Origin of the sequence: Neorhizobium sp. T25_13, assembly GCF_002968675.1 — a bacterium.
In the GTDB taxonomy this organism is placed as follows: Bacteria; Pseudomonadota; Alphaproteobacteria; order Rhizobiales; family Rhizobiaceae; genus Neorhizobium; species Neorhizobium tomejilense.
This window is the reverse complement of record NZ_PVBI01000012.1, coordinates 102,075-124,142: the sequence shown is the minus strand read 5'-3', so window position 1 is coordinate 124,142 and position 22,068 is coordinate 102,075. Positions and strand designations below refer to the sequence as shown.

Below are 22,068 nucleotides of genomic sequence, written 5' to 3'. Positions count from 1 at the left end.
CCCGTTGTCGGGAATTACTGCTGGACCGGCGCGTCGCCCGCGTCCTGCATCTTGCTGACGTCTTCATAGCCCTTCTTGAGGGCCGCATCCTTGATGTCGATCTTCTGTTCGCTCTTGGCCTTGGTGATGAGAGCGACGTACTTGTCGCGCATCACCAGTTGCTTGACCTGGTCCTCGACCTGGTCGAAAGCCGGCGCCGGGGCATCGCGCGTGTCTTCCAGCTTGATGACGTGATAGCCGAACTGCGACCTGACCGGCGTCTTGCTGTATTCGCCCTTCTTCAGCGTGAACGCGACTTCTTCGAATTCCGGAACCATACGGCCGCGGCCGAACCAGCCAAGGTCGCCGCCTTCATCCTTGTTGGAATCCTGGGACTTTTCCTTGGCGATCGCGGCGAAATCCTTGCCCTTGTCGAGATCGGCGATGATCACCTTGGCTTCGTCCTCGGTCTTCACGAGGATGTGGCGGGCATGCACCTCTTCCTGCTTCGGCAGGGAAGCGATTTCCTTGTCGTAACGAGCCTTGATCTCTGCCGGGGTGGTGGCATCGATCACATGCTTGCGGAAATAGGCGTTATGCAGCTCGCGGTCGGCGATGTAATCCATCCGCTTCTTGAAGTCCGGCGTATCCTTGATGCCTTCGGCGAGAGCACCCTTGGCAAGCAGCTTGACGTCGATGGCGCCGGAAAGGGCTGCGACCTTCTTCTGTTCGTCCGGAAGCTGGGCGAGCTGCGGGTCGAGGTTCTGGACTGCAATATCCAGTTCCGACTGGTGAATTTCCAGGTCGCCAACCTTGGCAACGACGGTATCCTCCGCCGCAAAGGCGGGAGCCTGGCAGAGGATCGCAGCGGCCAGCGCGGCCGTCATGAGAAATTTGTGGCGCAACATCGATAAAGACCTTTCGATAAGGATACCGGTTTCAGAACGTCTGATTCCGGCCAGAAAACCTTCACAAACACCGGATTGTGGCCATTCTGTATCGGCCGCCACCGTTGACATCATTCGACCCCCCTCTTATCTGTCACGCAACTTGGCGTCCAGCAGAGTTTCCGGGCGTGACGGGTCATTTTATCGGCATCAGAAACCGATGGTTCGACCGGTCCCGCGCCCCCATGGGACAGATTTCAGAAAGGACCATTCGCATGGTCAGCCTTGGCGGCATCGCCCGCAAATTGTTCGGTTCGGCAAACGATCGCCGCGTGCGCGGCTACCAGCCGACTGTCGACGCCATCAATGCAATCGAGGAGAAGACCAAGGCTCTCTCCGACGAGCAGCTTGCAGCCCAGACGGTGGAGTTCAGGAAACTGCTCGCCGAGGGCAAGACGCTCGACGACCTCCTGATCCCGGCCTTTGCGGTCGTGCGCGAGGCTTCCCGCCGCGTACTCGGCATGCGCCCGTTCGACGTGCAGCTGACCGGCGGCATGATCCTTCACGATGGCGCGATTGCCGAGATGAAGACCGGCGAAGGTAAAACGCTGGTGGCGACGCTGGCGGTCTACCTGAACGCCCTCGCCGGCAAGGGCGTGCATGTGGTCACCGTCAACGACTACCTGGCCCAGCGCGACGCCCATACGATGGGCAAGCTCTACGGCTTCCTGGGCCTGACGACCGGCGTCATCGTCCATGGCCTCAGCGACGAAGAACGCCGCGCCAACTATGCCTGCGACATCACCTATGCCACCAACAACGAGCTCGGCTTCGATTATCTGCGCGATAACATGAAGTACGAGCGCAGCCAGATGGTCCAGCGCGGCCACAATTACGCGATCGTCGACGAAGTGGACTCGATCCTGGTCGACGAGGCGCGCACGCCGCTGATCATCTCCGGCCCGCTCGACGACCGTTCGGAACTCTATAACACGATCGACGCCTTCATCCCGGTACTGACGCCGGAAGACTACGAGATCGACGAGAAGCAACGCTCTGCAAACTTCTCCGAGGTCGGCACCGAAAAACTCGAGAACCTGCTGCGCCAGGCGGGCCTGCTGAAGGGTGAATCCCTCTACGACGTCGAGAACGTGGCGATCGTCCACCACATCAACAACGCGCTGAAGGCCCACAAGCTCTTCACCCGCGACAAGGACTATATCGTCCGCAACGACGAGATCGTCATCATCGACGAATTCACCGGCCGCATGATGCCCGGCCGCCGCTATTCGGAAGGCCAGCACCAGGCGCTCGAAGCCAAGGAAAAGGTGACGATCCAGCCGGAGAACCAGACGCTCTCCTCGATCACCTTCCAGAACTATTTCCGCATGTACGGAAAGCTCGCCGGGATGACTGGTACGGCCCAGACCGAAGCGGAAGAGTTCGGCAATATCTACAAGCTCGAGGTGATCGAAGTACCGACTAACCTGCCGATCCAGCGTATCGACGAGGACGACGAGGTCTACCGGACCTTCGACGAAAAGTTCAAGGCGATCATCGAAGAGATCAAACAAGCCCATGAGCGCGGCCAGCCGGTTCTGGTCGGCACCACGTCGATCGAGAAGTCGGAACTGCTGGCGACCATGCTGCGCCAGTCGGGCTTCAACAATTTCCAGGTGCTGAACGCCCGTTACCACGAGCAGGAAGCCTATATCGTCTCGCAGGCCGGCGTGCCGGGCGCAGTGACGATCGCCACCAACATGGCCGGCCGCGGCACCGACATCCAGCTCGGCGGCAATATCGACATGCGCCTCGAACGCGAGCTCGAAGGCATGGAGCCGGGTCCGGAGCGCGATGCGCTGGAAGCGGCAAGCCGCGAGGAAGTGAAGCAGCTCAAGGAAAAGGCGCTTGCCGCCGGCGGCCTCTACGTCATCGCCACCGAGCGCCACGAAAGCCGCCGCATCGACAACCAGCTGCGCGGCCGCTCCGGCCGTCAGGGCGACCCCGGCCGTTCGAAATTCTACCTGTCGCTCCAGGACGACCTGATGCGCATCTTCGGCTCCGACCGGATGGACAGCATGCTGCAGAAGCTCGGCCTCAAGGAAGGCGAAGCGATCGTCCATCCGTGGATCAACAAGGCGCTCGAACGCGCCCAGAAGAAGGTCGAAGCCCGCAACTTCGATATCCGTAAGAACCTTCTGAAATATGACGACGTCACCAACGACCAGCGCAAGGTGATCTTCGAGCAGCGCATCGAGATGATGGACTCGGAAGACGTATCTGAGACCGTCGAGGACATGCGCAACGAGGTGATCGAGGTTCTCGTCGCCAAGCACATTCCCGAACGCGCCTATGCCGAACAATGGAATGCCGCCGGCCTTCGCGAAGACGTCGACCGGATGCTCAACCTCGACCTGCCGATCGAAGACTGGGTCAAGGAAGAAGGGATCGGCGAGACCGATATCCGCGAGCGCATCACCGAGGCTGCCGACAAGGCCGCGGCCGATCGCAAGGAGCGCTTCGGCGCCGATATCATGACCTATGTGGAGCGCTCGGTGCTGCTCCAGACGCTCGACCACCTGTGGCGCGAGCATATCGTCAATCTCGACCACCTGCGTTCGGTCATCGGCTTCCGCGGTTACGCCCAGCGCGATCCGCTGCAGGAATACAAGGCGGAAGCCTTCGAGCTGTTCCAGGCCCTGCTCGCCAACCTGCGCGAGGCGGTCACTGCCCAGCTGATGCGCGTCGAGCTGGTGCAGAACCCCGAGCCGCCGCAGCCGCCGGCCGTCTACGACGAACAGCATGTCGATCCGACGACCGGCCTCAACCAGGTCAACGGCTTCGACAGCGAGAACTTTATCGCCGCACCGGAAGACCGCCGGCCTGAAGATCCCTCCACCTGGGGCAAGATCGGCCGCAACGAGGCCTGCCCCTGCGGATCCGGCAAGAAATACAAGCATTGCCACGGCGCCTTCGAACAGGCCTGAGGCTTCCGCGAAACCTGATGATGCGAACGCCGCCCCTGGGCGACGTTTTCGTTTCCGCCTTCCGGAAGGACTGCATCAACCTTCGGCTGGAGACCCGGCGCAGATTTCCCGAACACATGTCCGCAGCCACCGGTGAGCCGGATCGGCATCCAGCCGCGGATGCCAGAGCAATGACACGGTGATCTCGGGCACCGGGACCGGCAGGGCGAAACTGAACATTCCGGCGCGCAGGTTGCCGCTGTGCCGCTCGGGAATGCTGGCGATCAGATCCGAACACCTGGCGAGAGCCAGCGCCGTCGCGAAACCGTCGACGATCGTCATGATCCGCCGTTCCAGCCCCGACGCCGCCAGAGCCTCGTCGATCGCCCCCCTTTCAAGCCCCCGTCGCGAAACCAGGATATGATCGCCCGCCGCGTATCGCCGAGCCGATATCTCGCCCTCGGCCAGCGGGTGCCCGCTGCGCACGACGCCGATGAAACGGTCCCGGAACAGTGCCTGGGCCCGCACTTCCGGACCGATCGTCGCGCCGACGACCCCGGTTTCCAGATCGACGCTTCCGTCACGAAGCGAGGTGCTCTCCTTGTCCGGCTTGCGGATGAACCGCAGCCGCACGCCCGGCGCCCGAGCGCTGACACGAGCGATGAGGCCAGGCCCGAAATTCTCGACGAAACCCTCGCTGGTGCGCAGCGTGAATGTCCGGACCAGCTTACCGAGATCGAGCATCTCGACCGGCCGCAAGACCGCTTCCGCATCCTGCACGAGGCCGCCGACCCGTTCGCGCAGTTCGATCGCCCTTGGCGTTGGCACGAGCCCGCGGCCCGCCCTCACCAGCAGCGGATCGCCCGTCGTCTCGCGCAATCGCGCCAGGGCCCGGCTCATGGCCGACTGGCTGAGCCGCAGCCGTTTGGCCGCCCGCGCCACGCTGCCTTCGGCCAAAAGAACATCGAGGGTAAAAAGCAGGTTGAGATCAGGTCTGGACATGCGCGCAGCATAACACAGGCGCTTCGCTATGACATGGCGTCCGATGCATTGAATCGATGCAAATGATGCGCCTTCCGCCATGCGTGCCCTTGAGATAGCCCTTGGACAATAGTTTCTGGAGGTTCCCCCATGATACCCGTTCGACTGATACCCATCATTTTCGGCCTTGTTCTTTCCTGCCTGATGTCCCTGCTCATCTCCGGCGTTTCCACGCTCCGCAGCGCAGGGCTGATCGACGGCTTCTTCCGAATCTGGATGGGAGCATGGCTTCCCTCCTGGATCATCGCTTTTCCGGTCGTGCTGGTTGTCGCACCGCTGGCGCGCCGGATCGTCAGCAACCTCGCGAAGCCGGCCCCGAAACCGGCGGAGGGCGGAAAACGATGACCTCTGCCGCCCACGATCCGGTTCCGAAACCGGCAGAGCGGGCGAGTACCCTCCGTGGGGCGCTCGCCGGTCTTTCGCTCTCGATGTTGCTCTCTTCGCTCGGCACCAGCGTCGCCAATGTCGGCCTGCCTACATTGGCGCAGGCGTTCGACGCCTCCTTCCAAGGGGTCCAATGGGTAATCCTTGCCTATCTTCTCGCAATCACCACCCTGATCGTCAGCGTCGGGCGGCTTGGCGACATTGCGGGACGTCGGCGGCTCCTGATCGCCGGGATCACCCTTTTCACGGTGGCCTCGATCGCCTGCGGGATTGCTCCGACGCTGGGCATCCTGATCGCCGCAAGAGCCGCACAGGGTCTCGGAGCCGCCGCCATGATGGCCCTCACCATGGCTTTTGTCGCTGACATATTTCCAAAGACACGCATCGGCGCGGCCATGGGATTGCTCGGCACCATGTCGGCAATCGGCACCGCGCTCGGCCCTTCCCTGGGCGGCCTTCTGATCGCCGGCGCCGGCTGGCGGGCGATCTTCCTGATCAACGTGCCGCTGGGCCTGCTGGCTCTCCTTCTTGCCTTTCGTTACCTGCCTGCCGATCTTCACCGCGAAAGACCGGACCAAAGACCCGGCTTCGACGTCTCGGGCACGCTGCTGCTTGCCCTGGTGCTTGCAGCCTATGCACTCGCCATGACGATCGGCCGCGGCAGCCCTGGTCCGGTCAACGCCGCTCTGCTGCTGCTGGCTGCCGTCGGAGCCGGCCTGTTTGTTCTTGTCGAAGCGAAAGCGGCGTCGCCCCTGATCCGACTGTCGATGTTGCGCAATCCAGCCTTGAGCACGGGATTGATAACCAGCGCGCTTGTCTCGGCGGTGATGATGTCGACGCTGGTGGTCGGGCCGTTCTATCTTTCGCGTTCGCTTGGTCTCGACGCAGCTTTCGTCGGGCTCGTCATGTCGATCGGCCCAATCGTTTCCACGCTCAGCGGCGTACCGGCCGGCCGGCTCGTCGACCGCCTGGGCGCGGGGACGGCGGTCGTCATCGGCCTTGTCGGAATGGTGGCCGGCTCGTTGGCCCTCACCCTGCTTCCCGGAACGTTCGGCATCGGCGGTTACATCGCCGCCATCACGGTGCTGACGCCCGGTTATCAACTGTTCCAGGCAGCCAACAACACCGCGGTCATGGTGGACGTCGGTGCGCAGCAGCGCGGCGTCGTTTCCGGCCTGCTCAATCTGTCGCGCAATCTCGGCCTCATCACCGGCGCCTCGCTGATGGGCGCGGTGTTTGCAATGGCCTCGGGAACGGGCGATGTCGCGGCGGCACCTCGCGAAGCCGTGGCCGCCGGCATGTCGTTCACCTTCGCGATTGCCGTGGGGATGATTGCCGTCGCACTCGCCATTGCCGCCATTCACCAGGCTGTTCCGGCCGTCCGCAACCTTTTGACCCGTTCTTCCAGGGAGCCTTGAAGTTCACAGTTGGTGAAGCCATCGACGCCCGGGCGAACCCTTTCTTAACCCTGCTGTGGCAACACTTTTGCCCATTGTTCCCGTCGTCGTTACGAGTATTGCGTGCCCATCATGGCGGTTATCGAAACAGCGGAAAGATTGCTTCCGCCTGGTCTTAGGACCCGGCTGGCACCGCTGACCCGCAAGCTCGAATCCATCCTTACCGACGACGACGAGACAGCCCGCGCCCAGCGTCGCGCGCTGACTGCCTTCGTGATCCGGGTCGCAAGCGCGGCCATCGCCTTCGTGTCACAGATCGTGCTCGCCCGCCTGATGGGCGAATTCGAATACGGCATCTTCGCATTCGTCTGGGTTCTGGTCGTGCTTGCCGGCAATCTCTCCTGCCTCGGCTTCCACACGTCCGTCATTCGTTTCCTGCACCAGCACAAGGCGCGCGAAGAAGTGGCGACCGTGCGCGGGCTCAATCTTGCTGTCCGCCTGGTGGCGCTGATTTCGGCAAGCATGGTGGCCGGCCTCGGCTTCCTGTTCCTGCATGTCTACGGCCACACGGTCGAGGCCTACTACCTCGTGCCGGTGTCGCTGGCCTTCTTCACCATACCGATGATCGCGCTCGGCGACGTGCTCGACGGCACCGCGCGTTCGAACGGATGGACGGTGACGGCGCTCTCGCCCACCTACCTGATCCGCCCGACCCTGATCCTCGCGTTCATGCTGGTCGCACTGTGGTTCGGCGCTGCCCACACGGCCGTTACCGCCATGCAGGCAGCCCTTGCCGCAACCTATGTCACGACGCTCCTGCAGCTGCTGCGCCTGACGCTGCGCCTGCGCCGGCTCTATGGCCCTGGCCCGATGCAGTTCGAGATCGGCGCTTGGTTCCGTTATTCCCTGCCGCTCTTCCTCGTCGACGGCATCGGCTTCCTGCTGACCAATGCCGACGTCGTCGTCGTCGGCCTCTACCTGCCGCCGGACCAGGTTGGCATCTATTACGCCGCCGCAAAGACGATCGTGCTGGTGCAGTTCGTCTACTTCTCGATCAAGGCAGCCGCCGGTCCCCGCTTCTCCGCCATCATGGCGGACGACGACATGCCGGCGCTGGCCGCCTTTGCCGGACAGACCGCGCGCTGGAGTTTTTGGCCGTCGCTTGCCGTCGGGCTCATGGCGCTGGCAGCCGGCGAACTGCTCCTGTCGCTGTTCGGCAGCGCGTTCACGGCCGGCTACTGGCTGATGGCGATCCTGTTTTGCGGCATCCTCGCCAAATCCATGGTCGGCCCCGGCGAGGTGCTGCTCAGCATGGCCGGTCGCCAGAAGCTCTGCGTCCTGCTTTACGCCGTGACGCTGTTGGCGAGCATCGTTCTCAACATCGCGCTGATCCCCCGCTTCGGCCTGACCGGGGCCGCGATGGCGACGGCGGCGGCGATGATGATCGAGGCTATCCTGCTGCATATCGCAGTCCGCCGCACGCTCGGCATCGTGCTCTTCGCCTTTGCCGATCCGACGCCCTCTGCTCCTTCAAAGGCTTCCTGACCATGGCGCAACCTCCGTTCAGCAGCGAATTCGAGGGCAATGGCGGCGGCCGGATGAGCATGCTCCAGACGCTCCGCGCCGAGCGGCCGGATGCCGACACGCATCTCCAGGTCGGCCGGCCGGGCCGTGAGCTCTGCCTTTACCCTGCCGCCTTCGGTTACGACCTGCAGGAAGAACTTGAATTCCTCTCCAACCGTGCGCTGGAGCCGAACATCTTCTTTTCGGCCCGGCTGCTCGCCCCCGCCATGCCGCGGGTCGAGGACAAGCAGGTCCGCCTGGCGCTGATCCGCGACGAGACCGGTACGCGCAGCCGCATGCGGCTGCTGATGCCGTTCACGGTCGAAAAACCCGGCTTTTCCGTCGGCGCCTCGATCATCCGTGCCTGGGCCAATCCCTTCGGGCCGATCGGCACGCCGCTCGTCGATGCGGAAGACAGTGCCGAGACGATCGACAATCTTTTCGAGGCGCTGAGCATGCGCGAAGCCCGCCTGCCCTCGGTGCTGGTCATGCCGGACGTCAGGCTCGCCGGTCCGTTCGCACAACTCGCCAAGGCGGTCGCGATCGGCCGCAACCTGCCGGTCACCGTCACCGATCCCAATCTGCGGCCGATGCTGGAAAGCCTGCTCGACGGCGAAGCCTATCTGAAACACTCGATCTCGTCGCACCACTACCGCGAAATGCGCCGCCTGTGGCGCAATCTCGGCAACAAGGGCTCGCTCAGCTACTCGGTTGCCCGCCAGCCGGAAGAGATCCGGTTGCGGATGGAGGAATTCCTGGCGCTCGAAGCCAAGGGCTGGAAGGGCCGCAAACGCTCGGCCCTGATCAACGACCGTTACCGCGCCGCCTTCGCCCGCGAGGCGATCACCAACCTGGCGGAAGTCGACGCGGTCCGCATCCACACCATCGATTTCGACGGCCGCGCGATCGCTTCGCTCATCGTCTTCATCATGGCCGGCGAGGCCTATACGTGGAAGACCGCCTACGACGAGGGTTTTTCCCGGTTCTCGCCCGGCAAGCTGCTGATGGTAAAACTGACCGAGTGGCATCTCGAAGACGCCAACATCATGCGCACCGACAGCTGCGCGATTCCCGATCACCCGATCATGAGCCGCTTCTGGGAAGAACGCGAGGAGATGGGGACGCTGGTGATCGGCCTGCGGCAGAACGGCGACCGCGACGTGCGCCAGGTGGCAGCCCAGCTTCACCTCTACCGCAACACCCGCAACATGGCCCGCATGCTCCGGGAAAAGATCATGTCGCTTGCCGGCCGTTCCGGAGCAGTTACGCCTTGACGATCACTCGGCAGCCGCCTTGTCCCGCAGCAGCCGGCGGATGACCTTGCCGCTGGTCGTCAGCGGAATATCGTCGACGAAGGCGACCTCGCGGGGATATTCGTGCATCGAGAGCCGCGTCTTCACCCAGTCGCGGATCTCCAGAGCCAGTTCGTCGCTCGGACGATAGCCGGGCGCGAGCGCGATATAAGCCTTGACGATCTCGGTACGGATCGGGTCCGGCTTGCCGACCACGGCTGCCAGCCGCACCGCCGGATGGCCGGTCAGGCAGTCCTCGATCTCGCTTGGCCCGATGCGGTAACCGGACGAGGTGATGACGTCGTCGTCCCGCCCGATGAATTCCACATAACCGTCGCGGTCCTTTCGTCCGAGATCGCCGGTGATCAGCCAGTCGCCGACGAACTTCGCCTCGGTCGCCGCCTCGTCGTTCCAGTAGCCGAGGAACATCACCGGATCCGGACGACGAATGGCGATCTGCCCCATCTTGCCGGCCGGCAGCTCGATGCCCCTGCCGTCGACCACGGCCACATGATGGCCCGGCACCGCCCGCCCGATCGCCCCGCCGCGCGACACGCCGAGATTGGCGGCCGAGGACAGCACGAAATTGCATTCTGTCTGGCCGTAGAACTCGTTGACCGTCAGCCCCAGCGCCGCCTTCGCCCAGTCATAGGTCTCGCGGCCCAGCGCCTCTCCGGCCGACGCGATGGTCCGCAGCTTGAGATCGTATTTTTCAAGCGGCTTTTCGACGGATTTCAGGAGCCGCAGCGCCGTCGGCGGGATGAACGCGTTGCGCACATCCATTTCGCTCATGATACGGAAGGCCATGTCCGCATCGAATTTCTGGGCTGGCGAGGAGACGACCGGAATGCCGAGCATCAGCGCCGGCATCAGCACGTTGAGCAGGCCGCCGGCCCAGGCCCAGTCGGAAGGCGTCCAGATCCGGTCCCCTTGCTGCGGTGCGAATTCATGCGCCAGCTGGAAACCGGGAATATGGCCGGCCAGCACCCGATGACCGTGCAGCGCCGCCTTCGGCGGCCCGGTCGTGCCGGAGGTGAAGATCATCAGAGCCGGATCGTCCGGCCCGCTGTCGACGACCTCGAACAGCGGCGGATGCGCGGCAATCAGCGCATCGAGCGCCAGCAGGCCGTCGCCGGCAGGCGTATCTCCGGTGACGATCACATGCCGCAAATCCGGCAGCTTTTCCCTGAGGTCGGCCAACCGCGACAGGCCGAAGGGATTGGTGACGATCGCCGCCGCCCCCGAAGCCTTCAACCGATATTCGAGCGCCTCGGCACCGAACAGAAGCGCCAGCGGCAGGGCAATGCCGCCCATCTTGTAGATCGCCACATGCGCGATCACCGTCTCGAAACTCTGCGGCAGAAGAAGTGCGACGCGGTCGCCGGGCTTCAGACCCAGCGCGACAAAGGCGTTCGCAAGCGCAGCAGACCGCCCGGACAGCTCGCCATAGGTCAGCGCCGGATGAGCGCCGTCCGGGCTGAAATGCTGGAGACAGATGCGATCCGGAAATTTTTCCGCCCAGGCATCGCTGACCGCCTCCCCCATGTTGAATCGCTGCGGGATTTCCCAGGCGAAATCGCGAAAAAGGTCTTCATAGGAGGTACGGGCAGGCAGTTTCATGGGCAGCGCTTCTATTTTTGCTGCACCAGCTAACATCCGGGATGCTTAGAATACAAGGGGGACACGGGAGGGGACCTATATGGCGACCTCCGGAGGCGCCAGGCGGCGCGCATGTTCCGGGAGGCGCTAAAAAAGACGGCGCGATCTGCCGCCAAGGATCGGGAAAAACGACAGCGAGCTGCCTTGATCCGGGACAATCTCGCAGCTGCGAGGCATGTGAGATTGCAACCTCACTTCATCCTTGCATGCCGGTGCGGCCCCGTGATAGAGCGCATACCGCTACCCGAGTGCCCCGTTGGCGGAATTGGTAGACGCGCCTGACTCAAAATCAGGTTCCGAAAGGAGTGCTGGTTCGATTCCGGCACGGGGCACCACATCACTTTCCGACCTTTGATTTCCTTATGCTATTTTCAACTTTCTCCGCACTCGAATTTAGGAGCCGGGAAAGTTCGATCGCAATTTGTTCTTCCGCAACCGGCTTCGACGACTTGAGTCCCACCGCGGAGCAATAGCACCCATCTTCATCGGCGGCGGCGCGCCGCACCGGGTGTTTATCTACGGAGCGACGGAGAGCAGGCCAAGCCGGCCCCAGTCGCTGGGTTGGCAGGGAAGTGGGTTGATCGCACCGGCCGCCCTGCGTTCAGGCACAGACGGCCGGCGTGTTGGGAGGGTGACGCAAATCTATAGGCAGCCAGTGTGTTGGCGCGGGATCGCACAAGACTTTCGTCACCCCCGCCCGGATCAGCCAGCGGTGGCCGGCACCGGCGTGTTGAGAAGCTGCTGCTCCCACAGATACGCGATGCCGCTGCCGCTCATGTGCGAGATGAGCACTTCGGTCAGCTCTTCGACGTGCTCGGTGCGCGCCCAGTCCCGCTGCCATTCGCCAGCAAGAGCCATCCAGGTCATCATGTTAACGCCGGCCGCGATCATCCGCTGGATGGCGACCTGGTGAGACTCGGTTGAGCTTCCGCCGGATGCGTCGGTAATGACGGTCACGTCCCAGCCTTCGCCGGCTGCCTGAATCGCAGGCATCGCTACGCAAACTTCGGTCCACAGACCTGCGATGATCAATTGCTTGCGGCCGGTCGCCTTGACCAGGTCCACCACCTTCTTGTCCTCCCAGGTATTCACCCAGGTCCGATCGATCACTTCCTGCCCCGGGAAGACGTCAGTGATTTGCTTGAAGAGCTTGCCGCCACGATCCGCTATCACGCTGGTGAGGATTGTCGGAACATTGAAAGCTTTTGCCAGCTTTGCCAGCGCGGTCACATTGTTGACGACTGCCTGAGGATCATGGCTATTGAGATTGGTCAGCTGATAAGGCTGATGATCGATCAGGACGAGGACGGAATCTTCGGGGCGGAGAAGTGAGTCAAGGCCGTTACGAAAGGTCATGGTTTCATCCTATGTTGGCGGTTTACCGAAGCGCGTTTGCGCAAAAGACATGCGTCCTCCGAGGCGCTGCCGCGGGACGAAACTTGTCATTCCTGTTTGTGATGCGGTAGCCCTTGCCTGTGCTAAGCTGTGTCGCAGAATGAGGAACGCTGAGTGGATATCGAAGATCTCCGGACATTCGTCGAAGTTGCTGATGCGGGAGGCGTCACCTCGGCCGCGCTGCGGCTTGGCGTCTCCAAATCGATGGTCAGCCGACGGCTTGTGCGGCTTGAAGCTGAGCTTGGTGTCCAGCTCCTAGCCCGATCCACACGCGGGGCTTCTCTGACAGAGGCAGGCGCAACCTTCCGGGACCACGCAGCCAGGGTTTCCGCCGAAATCGAGGTGGCCAGGGAAACGATCCTACACGCCGGTGACCTTCGCGGGCGCTTGCGGGTCGCCGCGCCGCTTTCTTTCGGCCCCACGCACTTCGCTCCCGTGCTGGCGGAAATGGCGCGACGCCACCCGCAGCTCCAAATCCACACGTGCTACAGCGATCACGTCGTCGATCTCATCGCGGAGGGCTATGATTGTGCGATAAGGCTTGGCTATCTTCAGGACTCCAGCCTGATCGCCAGACGCGTCGGACCGATCCATGGGAAGGTCGTTGCGAGCCCGGACTATATCAAGGCGCATGGGTCGCCCGAGACGCCGGAAGAACTGCTCGCCCACCAGGCCCTCATGCAGGGCACGGAAGCCTGGCAACTCATGGACGGCGACAAAACCATCACGGTCCGCCCGCAAGGGCGCTTCAAGGCAGACAATGGCACAGCTCTGGTCGCCGCCGCTTTGGCAGGGCTCGGGATCGCATACCTCCCCGATGGCCTGATCGGTGAATATCTAGCCTCCGGCGCGCTGGTTCCGGTTATGACACGCCATCCAGTCCCTCCGGCAGGTATATATGTTGTCCGTCCGCCAACGCAGCATCCCGCCAGGAAGGTAGGGGTCCTCATCGAAATGCTGATCGAGTGTTTCGACCATCCTCCGCGCCCTTAGTCTCTACCGCCAAGGCACGAACGGCGCGAAGCCCAATGCCGGGCCCACGACAGCCGAGGCGGCTGCAACCAGGGGATCGACGTGACAATCAGCGGCTACAGCATATTGTGGAGGGAAATCGGCGGTGGCGCACCCGACAGGATTCGAACCTGTGACCTTTGGAATCGGAATCCAACACTCTATCCAGCTGAGCTACGGGTGCTAACCTGTAAGGCGATGACTCGCCTCCGTCCGATGGTGGTTCTTAGCTCAGGATGTTGCCCGCATCAATCGCCAATTTGCGGTCAACGCAAATCATCCGAGAGCGACACCCATATTTTCCGCAGGGCGAAGACTTGGTAACGTCTCTGGCGCCGATCGGGTGCCGAGTTCAAGATAATTTGTCTTACGGCGCCGGCGCATCTGCTCTAAGGGAGGCCATGGCGTCCCGGCCGGTCAAACCATTCAGGAGAAGCGCATGGCGCTGACAGCTTCAACACCCCGTTCCCGCGCCGGCATCGGCTACGCCGTGGTCGTGACGCTCGGCATGGCGGTGACCGTCGGCGGGGCGCTGGCATTTCAGTATATCGGCGGCTACATCCCCTGCGCGCTCTGCCTCCTGCAGCGCGATCCCTATTATTACGGCATTCCGGTGGGCATCCTGGCGATCGTCGTCTCGGCAATCGGCCTGCCCGCCTCGGTCACCCGCGCGCTGCTCGTCGTCATCGGCGTGATGATGCTGGTCGGCGCCGGCATGGGCGTCTATCACTCGGGCGTGGAATGGGCTTTCTGGGAGGGTCCGGCAAGCTGCGGCGGCGGGGCTGGCGTCACCACCAATGCCGGCAGCCTGCTTTCCGATCTGAACACGGTCCACGGCCCCTCCTGCACCGAGGCCGCCCTTCGCGTGGCTGGCCTTTCGTTTGCCGGCTGGAACGTGATTGCGAGCGTGATCCTCGCCGCCATCGCATTCCTCGGCGCAAAAAAGGCCGCGTGAAGCGGCCTTCCAAATTCCAGATCCTTGCTGCGCCCATCCGTCTTACGGCTGCAGCTCCGTATCCCAGTAGAGATAATCCATCCAGCTTTCGTGCAGATAGTTCGGCGGGAACAGCCGGCCATTATTGTGCAGGTCCTGCACCGTCGGCTGGTAGGGCTTCTGGTGCGGAAACATGGCGGCCTGCTTGGGCAGCTTGCTGCCTTTCCTCAAATTGCAGGGCGAACAGGCGGCCACGACATTTTCCCAGGTCGTCTCGCCGCCATGGGCGCGCGGGATGACGTGGTCGAAGGTCAGGTCGTCGTGTTCTCCGCAATACTGGCACTCGAACCTGTCGCGCAGGAAGACGTTGAACCGGGTGAACGCGGGGTTGCGGGTCGGCTGGACATAGGTCTTGAGGCTGACGACGCTCGGCAGCTTCATCGAGAAGCTCGGCGAGCAGACCGAATGATCGTATTCCGCGATGATGTTCACACGGTCAAGAAAAACTGCCTTGATCGCGTCCTGCCAGGACCAAAGCGACAAGGGATAATAACTCAGCGGCCGGTAGTCGGCGTTCAGGACGAGCGCCGGCAGGGCCTGCGGGGAGACTGCAATCGTCAAATGACGCTCCTACCCGATTCGGCATCCGTACTTTCTATATTAGGTCCGTTGTTACAGGAATGTGAAGCCCAATAAATGCAGTGGGATACTTGTTCCCGGCTTCAGCCGAGAGGTGTGACGTCGCGGCGCATTTTCGCCGCATAATAAGCCCAGAAAAGCCGGGCCGCGACGGATCGCCACGGCGCCCAGGTTTCAGCCATCACCCCCAAATTTTTAGCCGACGGCCGTGTTTCGAGGCCGAGCGCATGGCCGACCGCGGCCTGCAGCGCCACGTCGCCCGTCGGAAAAATATCAGCGTGTCCGCCGCAAAACATCAGGTAGACTTCCGCCGTCCATGGACCGATGCCGGGAAGTGCCGTCATCTTGCGGATCGCTTCACCCGTTTCAAGCGCGCAGACGGATGCGAGATCGAAATGCCCTTCCGAAATTGCTGTGGACAAATGGAGAAGCGTCGCCGCCTTTGCCCGCGAGAGGCCGAACGTGGCGATAACGGCGGGGTCGAGCGCCCGATATCCTTCGGCGGTCACCGGGCCGGCGGCTGCTATCCTCCGCCAGATCGCCTCGGCACTCGCCCTCGACACCATCTGGGAGACGACGATCGACGCAAGGCCGGAAAAGCCCGGCTCGTTCAGCCTGAGCGGGACCGGGCCGGAAGCCTCGACGACATCGGCAAGCCGCGGATCGAGCGCCACCAGCGCCTCGAGCCCTGCCTGGATGTCGGAATGATCGCGGATGATCGCCACCGCCTGTCTCCCCACCGGTTGCCTCCCCATGGCCGTTTTTCAAAAAGCATGGCAGAAGAAATCATGCCCGCTCCGCCTTCTGATAAACCGGTCTATCGTTTCGCGCCAAGCCCGAACGGGTTTCTGCATCTCGGCCACGCCCTGTCGGCATTCCTCAACCACGACATGGCGAGCGCGAATGGCGGTCGTTTCCTGCTGCGCATCGAGGATATCGACCTTGCGCGCTGCACGCCGGAGTTCGAGCAAGCGATCTATCGCGATCTCGCCTGGCTGGGGCTTGTATGGGAAGAGCCGGTGCGGCGGCAATCCGAACATTTCGATGCCTACCATGCGGCACTTGATCGGTTGACCGAGATGGATCTCGTCTATCCGGCCTTCCTGACCCGCGGCGAGGTGAAAACCAGAGTCGCGGCCTGCGAGGCGGATGGGAAGAGCTGGCCGCGCGATCCGGACGGTTCGCCGCTCTATCCCGACGATGACCGCAGTCGCAGTCAGACGGAGCGGCGGAGACTGATCGCCGATAGTGTCCGGCACGCCTTTCGTCTCGACATGGGAAAGGCACTTGGCCTGATCGAGGCACCGCTGAGCTGGATCGAGACCGGCGACGGAGAACGCGGCGAGATCATCGCCGATCCGTCGGCCTGGGGCGACGTGATCCTCTCCCGCTCGGATGCACCGTCAAGCTACCATCTGTCGGTGACGGTGGATGATGCCGCGCAAGGGATCAGCCATGTGGTGCGCGGGCTCGACCTTTTCGAAGCGACGGCGGTGCACAGGCTGTTGCAGGAACTGCTCGGCCTTCCCCAGCCGGTCTACCACCACCACCGGCTGATCATGGGAGCGGATGGTCGGAAGCTCTCGAAAAGCGAGGGCTCAACCGGGCTCGCGGCGCTTCGCGGCCAGGGTTTCTCCGTTGCCGACATCCGTCGCCTGGTTGGCTTTTGACGGCGCTTGGCCGCGCTTGCGGCGCTCCCGCCGGAACCGGGAGAAGACCGAATAGATCCGGTATTTCATCAGGGCAGCGTTGAACTCGGCACCGAGAATGAAGATCACGCTGATCATGTAGAGGAAGACCAGCACGATCATGATCGACGCCAGCCCCGCATAGGTCGCCGCATAGTTGGCGAAAGTCGAGAGGTAGGAGGCGAAACCGAGACCGAACGCGGTCCAGATGACGATCGTCAGCGTCACGCCCGGCAGCACGTCGATGATCCGCCTCCGGCCGGCCGGCAGCCATTTGTGCGAAAGCAGCAGGCCGATCATCAGCAAGAGGGCTGTGCCATAAAGGCCCCAGTTCGCGGCCCGCGTCAGGTCGCCGATTAGCCAGGGAAAGCGGGTTTCGGCAAAACGGAGCGCGACCGGCACCGCGACGAGCAGGATGCTGATCACCGCGAAGATGACGACCGCGACGATCACATAACCGAGGCTGGCGAGACGGGTCACGTACCAGGGCCGGGTTTCCGTCACGCGGTAGGCGCGGTTGAGGGAAATCCTGAGCGCCTCGACCCCGTTGGAGGCAAAATACGCAGCCGCCAGGACCGAGATCGTCAGCAGCCCGCCGCGCGGGATTTCCAGCACCTGGCGAATCTCGGAAGCGATAGGTGCCGCGATATTCGCCGGCCAGGTGTCGAAGAGGAGATGCACCGCGGTTTCCGAAAAACCGCCGGCTCCTAAGAAACCGGCGAGCGCCGTGCCGAAGATCAGGAACGGAAACAGCGCCAGCAGGCCGGAAAGCGCGACATGGCTCGCCATCGCCCAGCCATCGTCGTCCGAGAAGTGCCAGTAGGCGTCCCAAAGAACCTTGAAGGCGAGGCGATACCACCGGACGGGGCGGTTTTCTTCGGGCAAGGGCAACTCCGTTGTGACGTGGCGGGAAATATGGGAGGAACTCTTTCGATTGTACAGGGAGCCTTACTCAATGGCCGAAAATAGAACGATCATCGTTACCGGCTGTTCCTCCGGCATCGGCGCCCATTGCGCCCGGGCTCTGACGGAGGACGGCTGGCGGGTGTTCGCGACGGTGCGCAGGCAGGCCGATCTCGCAGCCCTCGAGGCGGACGGCATCGAAACCCTGCTGATGGATTATACCAGGCCCGACACGATCGCAGCCTTGGTGGAAACCGTGCTGGATCGCACCGGCGGACGGCTCGATGCACTGTTCAACAATGGCGCCTACGGCCAGGCGGGTGCAGTGGAGGACCTGGGGACCGACGTGCTGCGCGAGCAGTTCGAGACCAATTTCTTCGGTTGGCACGAGCTGACGCGGCGGGTGATCCCGGTCATGCGCGCAAGAGGCCAGGGCCGCATCGTCAACTGCTCGTCGATATTGGGGCTATTGCCCTATCGTTACCGCGGCGCCTACACGGCCTCGAAATACGCACTTGAAGGCCTGACGATCACCATGCGCATGGAACTTCAAGGCAGCGGCATCGGGGTGAGCCTCATCGAGCCCGGCCCGATCACCTCGCGCTTCACGGCCAACGCTCTTGCCAAGATCCGCGAGCATGTCGATCTCGAAGGCTCGGTCCATGCGGAGCAGTATCGGCGGCAGTTGAGGCGCCTCGAGGGAGGGGGGCAGGCCAGCCGCCATAAGCTTGGGCCCGAAGCGGTCTATGACGTCTTGACGCATGCCTTGACCGCGCCTCGTCCGAAGCCACATTATCTGGTAACGAAGCCCGCCAAGCAGGGCGCTTTCCTGAAAAGAATACTCCCGGCCGCGCTCTTTTATAACCTGATGCGCCGGCTGGATTGAAAGGCAGCAATCCGACAATGTCCACTTTCACAACCGTGCTTGCCCTGATCGTCATGGGCCTCGTCGCGCTCGTACTGATCCGCGGGCTGTTCAACATGCTGAAGGGCACCGACGCCAACAAATCCAATAAGCTGATGCAATTGCGTATTCTCTTGCAGGCGGTTGCAATCGTCCTCATCATGCTCACTCTCTGGATTACGGGCGGCGGTCGCCCGACCTGATTCTGATGACGGCGGATGGTAAAGCTCAACAAGATCTACACGCGCACCGGCGATAACGGCAGCACGGCGCTGGTTTCCGGACCGCGCCGCGACAAGCACGACCTGCGCGTCGAAGCCTATGGCACGGTCGATGAGACCAATTCGACAATCGGAGTGGCCCGCTTGCATATGTCCGGCATGGCCGAGCTCGATGCCATGCTCTTCCGCATCCAGAACGACCTTTTCGATCTCGGCGCCGATCTTGCCGCGCCGGATACCGGCGAGAAGCTCGACTACGAGCCGCTCCGCATCGTCGAAGCCCAGGCGACGCGGCTGGAAACGGAGATCGACGCGCTCAACGCCCATCTCGATCCGCTGACCTCCTTCGTGCTGCCGGGCGGCTCTGCCGCCGCCGCTCATCTTCATCTCGCCCGCACCGTGTCGCGCCGCGCCGAACGGCTGATGGTCGAGCTGTCCCGAAGCGAGACCGTCGGAGCCCCGGCGCTGAAATATATCAACCGGCTTTCCGACTTTCTGTTCGTGGCGGCGCGTTTTGCCAATGACGGCGGCAAAGCCGATATACTCTGGATCCCGGGCAAGAACCGATAACCGCAACGGCGGAGGAGCCACAGCATGTTCATCCCGCTGCACGACGCCGTCGAACTCAAATACATCCGCGTGCAATATGTCACGATCAGCATCATCGCCATCAACGTGCTGATCTGGCTGTTCACCAATTTTTCCGCACCTGAAGTAGCCGAACACGCCTCGCTCGGGCTCGGCTTCATTCCGGCGGTGATCTTCAACTACGCGACGCTCGATCCGTCGCTGGTGATCGTGCCCGACGACCTGACCTTCGTCACCTATGCCTTCCTGCATATCGACTTCTGGCATCTCGCCTCGAACATGCTGTTCCTCTGGGTGTTCGGCGACAATGTCGAGGATGCGCTGGGGCATGTGAAATTCCTCGCCTTCTATCTCATCTGCGCAGCGGCGGGCGCCGCTCTCCATGGTTTCGTGGCGTCGAGCTCGGAAGGCCCGCTGATCGGCGCATCCGGGGCGATTTCCGGCGTGGTCGCGGCCTATTTCCTGCTGCATCCTCGCGTGCGGGTCTGGGTGCTGGTGCTCTTCCGAATTCCGCTGCCGCTGCCTGCCTTCATTCCGCTGGCGCTCTGGATCGTCCAGCAGTTCGCCATGCTGGCGCTCGATCTCGACGGCATGGTCTCCTGGGGGGCGCATGTGGGCGGCATCATCGCGGGCGCCATCCTCGTGCTGTTCATGCGCCGCAAGGGCGTGCCGCTGTTCGACCGCAACATCGTGACCCCGAAGGCAGTCGAGCTTAAGCCGGACGTTCCGCGGATCGCCGCGGCAACCGAATAGAACTATGAGAAAACGGCAATGCCCGGCGGCAAATCCGCGTTGTAATCGCGCGAAAAATGCGTATCCATGTCGCCAACTGACAAATGAGGAAGCAGCAAATGTCGCAATTTGCGGCTGAAGATAGTCAAGGAAGGACCCCATGAAGATCCTGGTGCCAGTCAAGCGAGTGGTCGATTACAACGTGAAGATCCGCGTGAAGCCGGACGGCACGGGTGTCGAGCTTGCCAATGTGAAGATGTCGATGAACCCCTTCGACGAAATCTCCGTCGAGGAGGCTTTGCGGCTGAAGGAAGCCGGCAAGGCGGAAGAAGTGGTGGTCGTGTCGATCGGCCCGGCCAAGGCCGAAGAAACACTGCGCACCGCGCTCGCCATGGGCGCCGACCGGGCGATCCTGGTCGAGACCGACGACGTGGTCGAGCCGCTTGCCGTGGCCAAGATCCTGAAGGGTATCGTCGATGCCGAACAGCCGGGCCTGATCATCGTCGGCAAGCAGGCGATCGATGACGATTCCAACCAGACCGGCCAGATGCTGGCAGCCCTGCTCGGCTCCGCCCAGGCGACCTTTGCCTCGAAGATCGAGCTCGCGGACGGTTCCGCAAAAGTGACCCGCGAAGTCGACGGCGGCCTGCAGACGATCGAAGTCAAGCTTCCGGCCGTCATCACCACCGACCTTCGCCTGAACGAGCCGCGTTACGCCTCGTTGCCGAACATCATGAAGGCCAAGAAGAAGCCGCTCGACAAGAAGACGCCTGGCGATTTCGGCGTCGATACCGCGCCGCGCCTGAAGGTCCTGAAGACCGAGGAGCCGGGCGGCCGCAAGGCAGGCATCAAGGTGAAGACGGTCGAGGAACTGGTCGGCGCCTTGAAGACCGCCGGCGTTCTGTAAGGAAAGGGAGAACATCATCATGGCCATTCTTCTTCTGGCAGAACACGACGGTTCGAGCCTCAACGACCAGACCGCCAAGGCGCTCTCGGCCGCCTCCAAGATCGGCGGCGACGTGCACGTGCTGGTCGCGGGTTCCGGTGCCAAGGCCGCTGCCGATGCCGCTGCAAAGCTTGCCGGCGTTTCCAAGGTCCTGCTCGCTGATAGCGCCGACTACGCCAACAACCTCGCAGAGCCGCTTTCGGCTCTGATCGTTTCGCTGGCCGGTTCCTACGACACGATCATCGCCGCCGCGACGGCGTCGGCCAAGAACGTCATGCCCCGCGTCGCGGCGCTTCTCGATGTCATGCAGATCTCGGAAATCATCGAGGTGGTTTCAGCGGATACGTTCAAGCGTCCGATCTACGCCGGCAACGCCATCCAGACGGTCCAGTCGACCGACGCCAAAAAGGTGATCACGGTGCGCACCGCCTCCTTCCAGGCGGCTGGCGAAGGCGGCTCCGCCTCGATCGAAACTATCTCGACTGTCGCAAACCCGGGCCTGTCGAGCTTCGTCTCGGATGCCCTCTCGTCGTCCGAACGCCCGGAACTAACCTCTGCGAAGATCATCATTTCCGGCGGCCGAGCGCTTGGTTCGTCTGAAAAATTCCAGGAAGTCATCCTTCCGGTCGCCGATAAGCTCGGCGCAGCCGTCGGCGCATCGCGCGCAGCGGTCGACGCCGGTTACGCCCCGAACGACTGGCAGGTCGGCCAGACCGGCAAAGTGGTCGCGCCGGCACTCTATATCGCCGTCGGCATTTCGGGCGCCATCCAGCATCTCGCCGGCATGAAGGATTCGAAGGTCATCGTCGCCATCAACAAGGACGAGGAAGCTCCGATCTTCCAGGTCGCCGACTACGGCATCGTCGGCGATCTCTTCGAAATCCTGCCTAAGCTTGAAAAGGCGCTTTGAGCCCGGTTCATTTCGCAAGCGCGAAAAAT

At 62.7% G+C, this 22,068-nt stretch carries 21 protein-coding genes and 2 tRNA genes; 15 read left to right on the top strand and 8 right to left on the bottom strand.

Going from position 1 to position 22,068, the window contains the following annotated elements:
- Positions 1 to 14 precede the first annotated feature (14 nt).
- Positions 15 to 887, bottom strand: coding sequence for a peptidylprolyl isomerase (locus C5J22_RS24245; RefSeq protein WP_105440324.1), 873 nt, complete (start codon positions 885 to 887; stop codon positions 15 to 17).
- Between the two features lie 254 nt (positions 888 to 1,141).
- Here C5J22_RS24245 and secA point away from each other — a divergent pair, with 254 nt between their 5' ends.
- Entirely contained in the window at positions 1,142 to 3,853 is a 2,712-nt protein-coding gene (secA, locus tag C5J22_RS24240) for a preprotein translocase subunit SecA (protein WP_105440323.1), read from the top strand.
- 75 nt (positions 3,854 to 3,928) lie between these two features.
- Here secA and C5J22_RS24235 read toward each other — a convergent pair whose 3' ends face one another.
- Complete coding sequence (locus C5J22_RS24235) at positions 3,929 to 4,834, bottom strand: LysR family transcriptional regulator (RefSeq protein WP_105440351.1); 906 nt, start codon at positions 4,832 to 4,834, stop codon at positions 3,929 to 3,931.
- A gap of 129 nt (positions 4,835 to 4,963) precedes the next feature.
- Between C5J22_RS24235 and C5J22_RS24230 the strand changes: the two genes are divergently transcribed.
- The 4 genes from C5J22_RS24230 (at position 4,964) to C5J22_RS24215 (ending at position 9,491) form a co-directional block, all read left to right on the top strand.
- A complete protein-coding gene (locus tag C5J22_RS24230; protein WP_105440322.1) occupies positions 4,964 to 5,218 on the top strand; it encodes a DUF2798 domain-containing protein in 255 nt (84 codons plus the stop codon).
- Positions 5,215 to 6,675, top strand: a complete 1,461-nt coding sequence (locus C5J22_RS24225) for an MFS transporter (protein WP_105440321.1) — start codon at positions 5,215 to 5,217, stop codon at positions 6,673 to 6,675. Before C5J22_RS24230 ends, C5J22_RS24225 begins: the two co-directional genes overlap by 4 nt.
- A gap of 102 nt (positions 6,676 to 6,777) precedes the next feature.
- The gene (locus C5J22_RS24220; protein WP_305778791.1) at positions 6,778 to 8,199 is read left to right on the top strand and encodes a lipopolysaccharide biosynthesis protein; all 1,422 of its coding nucleotides are present in this window, start codon (positions 6,778 to 6,780) and stop codon (positions 8,197 to 8,199) included.
- A gap of 53 nt (positions 8,200 to 8,252) precedes the next feature.
- Complete coding sequence (locus C5J22_RS24215; protein WP_172746767.1) at positions 8,253 to 9,491, top strand: GNAT family N-acetyltransferase; 1,239 nt, start codon at positions 8,253 to 8,255, stop codon at positions 9,489 to 9,491.
- A gap of 3 nt (positions 9,492 to 9,494) precedes the next feature.
- Here the strand turns inward: C5J22_RS24215 and C5J22_RS24210 are convergent, their stop codons facing one another.
- On the bottom strand, positions 9,495 to 11,129 hold the full coding sequence (locus tag C5J22_RS24210; RefSeq protein WP_105440318.1) for an AMP-binding protein: 1,635 nt from the start codon (positions 11,127 to 11,129) through the stop codon (positions 9,495 to 9,497).
- A 289-nt stretch (positions 11,130 to 11,418) separates the two neighbouring features.
- Between C5J22_RS24210 and C5J22_RS24205 the strand changes: the two genes are divergently transcribed.
- Positions 11,419 to 11,503 (top strand) — tRNA-Leu (locus C5J22_RS24205).
- A 367-nt stretch (positions 11,504 to 11,870) separates the two neighbouring features.
- Here C5J22_RS24205 and C5J22_RS24200 read toward each other — a convergent pair.
- Positions 11,871 to 12,524 (bottom strand): hydrolase, encoded by a 654-nt coding sequence (locus C5J22_RS24200; protein WP_105440317.1) that lies wholly within the window; start codon positions 12,522 to 12,524, stop codon positions 11,871 to 11,873.
- Positions 12,525 to 12,677: 153 nt separating this feature from the next.
- Here C5J22_RS24200 and C5J22_RS24195 point away from each other — a divergent pair, with 153 nt between their 5' ends.
- Positions 12,678 to 13,556, top strand: coding sequence for a LysR family transcriptional regulator (locus tag C5J22_RS24195; RefSeq protein WP_105440316.1), 879 nt, complete (start codon positions 12,678 to 12,680; stop codon positions 13,554 to 13,556).
- Positions 13,557 to 13,681: 125 nt separating this feature from the next.
- Here C5J22_RS24195 and C5J22_RS24190 read toward each other — a convergent pair.
- Positions 13,682 to 13,758 (bottom strand) — tRNA-Arg (locus C5J22_RS24190).
- A 255-nt stretch (positions 13,759 to 14,013) separates the two neighbouring features.
- On the opposite strand from C5J22_RS24190, the gene C5J22_RS24185 reads away from it, so the two are divergent.
- A complete protein-coding gene (locus C5J22_RS24185) occupies positions 14,014 to 14,529 on the top strand; it encodes a disulfide bond formation protein B (RefSeq protein ID WP_105440315.1) in 516 nt (171 codons plus the stop codon).
- A 42-nt stretch (positions 14,530 to 14,571) separates the two neighbouring features.
- On the opposite strand, the gene C5J22_RS24180 is transcribed toward C5J22_RS24185, so the two are convergent.
- On the bottom strand, positions 14,572 to 15,129 hold the full coding sequence (locus C5J22_RS24180; protein ID WP_007767848.1) for an HNH endonuclease: 558 nt from the start codon (positions 15,127 to 15,129) through the stop codon (positions 14,572 to 14,574).
- Positions 15,130 to 15,230: 101 nt separating this feature from the next.
- A complete protein-coding gene (locus C5J22_RS24175; RefSeq protein ID WP_205837221.1) occupies positions 15,231 to 15,902 on the bottom strand; it encodes a DNA-3-methyladenine glycosylase in 672 nt (223 codons plus the stop codon).
- Between the two features lie 18 nt (positions 15,903 to 15,920).
- Between C5J22_RS24175 and gluQRS the strand changes: the two genes are divergently transcribed.
- Positions 15,921 to 16,817, top strand: a complete 897-nt coding sequence (gene gluQRS, locus C5J22_RS24170) for a tRNA glutamyl-Q(34) synthetase GluQRS (RefSeq protein WP_105440313.1) — start codon at positions 15,921 to 15,923, stop codon at positions 16,815 to 16,817.
- Here the strand turns inward: gluQRS and C5J22_RS24165 are convergent.
- A complete protein-coding gene (locus C5J22_RS24165) occupies positions 16,746 to 17,720 on the bottom strand; it encodes a YihY/virulence factor BrkB family protein (protein ID WP_046637231.1) in 975 nt (324 codons plus the stop codon). The two genes, gluQRS and C5J22_RS24165, sit on opposite strands and share 72 nt — an antisense overlap.
- 70 nt (positions 17,721 to 17,790) lie before the next feature.
- Here C5J22_RS24165 and C5J22_RS24160 point away from each other — a divergent pair, with 70 nt between their 5' ends.
- The 6 genes from C5J22_RS24160 (at position 17,791) to C5J22_RS24135 (ending at position 22,039) form a co-directional block, all read left to right on the top strand.
- Positions 17,791 to 18,624 carry an SDR family oxidoreductase gene (locus C5J22_RS24160; protein WP_105440312.1) on the top strand — a complete coding sequence of 278 codons (834 nt, stop codon included), beginning with the start codon at positions 17,791 to 17,793 and terminating at the stop codon, positions 18,622 to 18,624.
- 17 nt (positions 18,625 to 18,641) lie between these two features.
- Positions 18,642 to 18,845, top strand: coding sequence for a twin transmembrane helix small protein (locus C5J22_RS24155; protein WP_037081726.1), 204 nt, complete (start codon positions 18,642 to 18,644; stop codon positions 18,843 to 18,845).
- Between the two features lie 15 nt (positions 18,846 to 18,860).
- A complete protein-coding gene (locus C5J22_RS24150; protein ID WP_105440311.1) occupies positions 18,861 to 19,433 on the top strand; it encodes a cob(I)yrinic acid a,c-diamide adenosyltransferase in 573 nt (190 codons plus the stop codon).
- A 24-nt stretch (positions 19,434 to 19,457) separates the two neighbouring features.
- On the top strand, positions 19,458 to 20,204 hold the full coding sequence (locus tag C5J22_RS24145; RefSeq protein ID WP_105440310.1) for a rhomboid family intramembrane serine protease: 747 nt from the start codon (positions 19,458 to 19,460) through the stop codon (positions 20,202 to 20,204).
- A gap of 139 nt (positions 20,205 to 20,343) precedes the next feature.
- Positions 20,344 to 21,090: an electron transfer flavoprotein subunit beta/FixA family protein gene (locus tag C5J22_RS24140; RefSeq protein ID WP_105440309.1), complete on the top strand. Its 747-nt coding sequence runs from the start codon at positions 20,344 to 20,346 to the stop codon at positions 21,088 to 21,090.
- 19 nt (positions 21,091 to 21,109) lie between these two features.
- Entirely contained in the window at positions 21,110 to 22,039 is a 930-nt protein-coding gene (locus C5J22_RS24135) for an electron transfer flavoprotein subunit alpha/FixB family protein (RefSeq protein ID WP_105440308.1), read from the top strand.
- The last annotated feature ends 29 nt before the right edge of the window (positions 22,040 to 22,068 follow it).

What these genes read in the sequence shown, in the direction of transcription:
- C5J22_RS24245 (WP_105440324.1), bottom strand. Translation starts at nt 887, where the DNA reads ATGTTGCGCCACAAATTTCTCATGACGGCCGCGCTGGCCGCTGCGATC.
- secA (WP_105440323.1), top strand. Translation starts at nt 1,142, where the DNA reads ATGGTCAGCCTTGGCGGCATCGCCCGCAAATTGTTCGGTTCGGCAAAC.
- C5J22_RS24235 (WP_105440351.1), bottom strand. Translation starts at nt 4,834, where the DNA reads ATGTCCAGACCTGATCTCAACCTGCTTTTTACCCTCGATGTTCTTTTG.
- C5J22_RS24230 (WP_105440322.1), top strand. Translation starts at nt 4,964, where the DNA reads ATGATACCCGTTCGACTGATACCCATCATTTTCGGCCTTGTTCTTTCC.
- C5J22_RS24225 (WP_105440321.1), top strand. Translation starts at nt 5,215, where the DNA reads ATGACCTCTGCCGCCCACGATCCGGTTCCGAAACCGGCAGAGCGGGCG.
- C5J22_RS24215 (WP_172746767.1), top strand. Translation starts at nt 8,253, where the DNA reads ATGAGCATGCTCCAGACGCTCCGCGCCGAGCGGCCGGATGCCGACACG.
- C5J22_RS24210 (WP_105440318.1), bottom strand. Translation starts at nt 11,129, where the DNA reads ATGAAACTGCCTGCCCGTACCTCCTATGAAGACCTTTTTCGCGATTTC.
- C5J22_RS24200 (WP_105440317.1), bottom strand. Translation starts at nt 12,524, where the DNA reads ATGACCTTTCGTAACGGCCTTGACTCACTTCTCCGCCCCGAAGATTCC.
- C5J22_RS24185 (WP_105440315.1), top strand. Translation starts at nt 14,014, where the DNA reads ATGGCGCTGACAGCTTCAACACCCCGTTCCCGCGCCGGCATCGGCTAC.
- C5J22_RS24175 (WP_205837221.1), bottom strand. Translation starts at nt 15,902, where the DNA reads ATGGGGAGGCAACCGGTGGGGAGACAGGCGGTGGCGATCATCCGCGAT.
- gluQRS (WP_105440313.1), top strand. Translation starts at nt 15,921, where the DNA reads ATGGCAGAAGAAATCATGCCCGCTCCGCCTTCTGATAAACCGGTCTAT.
- C5J22_RS24160 (WP_105440312.1), top strand. Translation starts at nt 17,791, where the DNA reads ATGGCCGAAAATAGAACGATCATCGTTACCGGCTGTTCCTCCGGCATC.
- C5J22_RS24155 (WP_037081726.1), top strand. Translation starts at nt 18,642, where the DNA reads ATGTCCACTTTCACAACCGTGCTTGCCCTGATCGTCATGGGCCTCGTC.
- C5J22_RS24150 (WP_105440311.1), top strand. Translation starts at nt 18,861, where the DNA reads ATGGTAAAGCTCAACAAGATCTACACGCGCACCGGCGATAACGGCAGC.
- C5J22_RS24145 (WP_105440310.1), top strand. Translation starts at nt 19,458, where the DNA reads ATGTTCATCCCGCTGCACGACGCCGTCGAACTCAAATACATCCGCGTG.
- C5J22_RS24140 (WP_105440309.1), top strand. Translation starts at nt 20,344, where the DNA reads ATGAAGATCCTGGTGCCAGTCAAGCGAGTGGTCGATTACAACGTGAAG.
- C5J22_RS24135 (WP_105440308.1), top strand. Translation starts at nt 21,110, where the DNA reads ATGGCCATTCTTCTTCTGGCAGAACACGACGGTTCGAGCCTCAACGAC.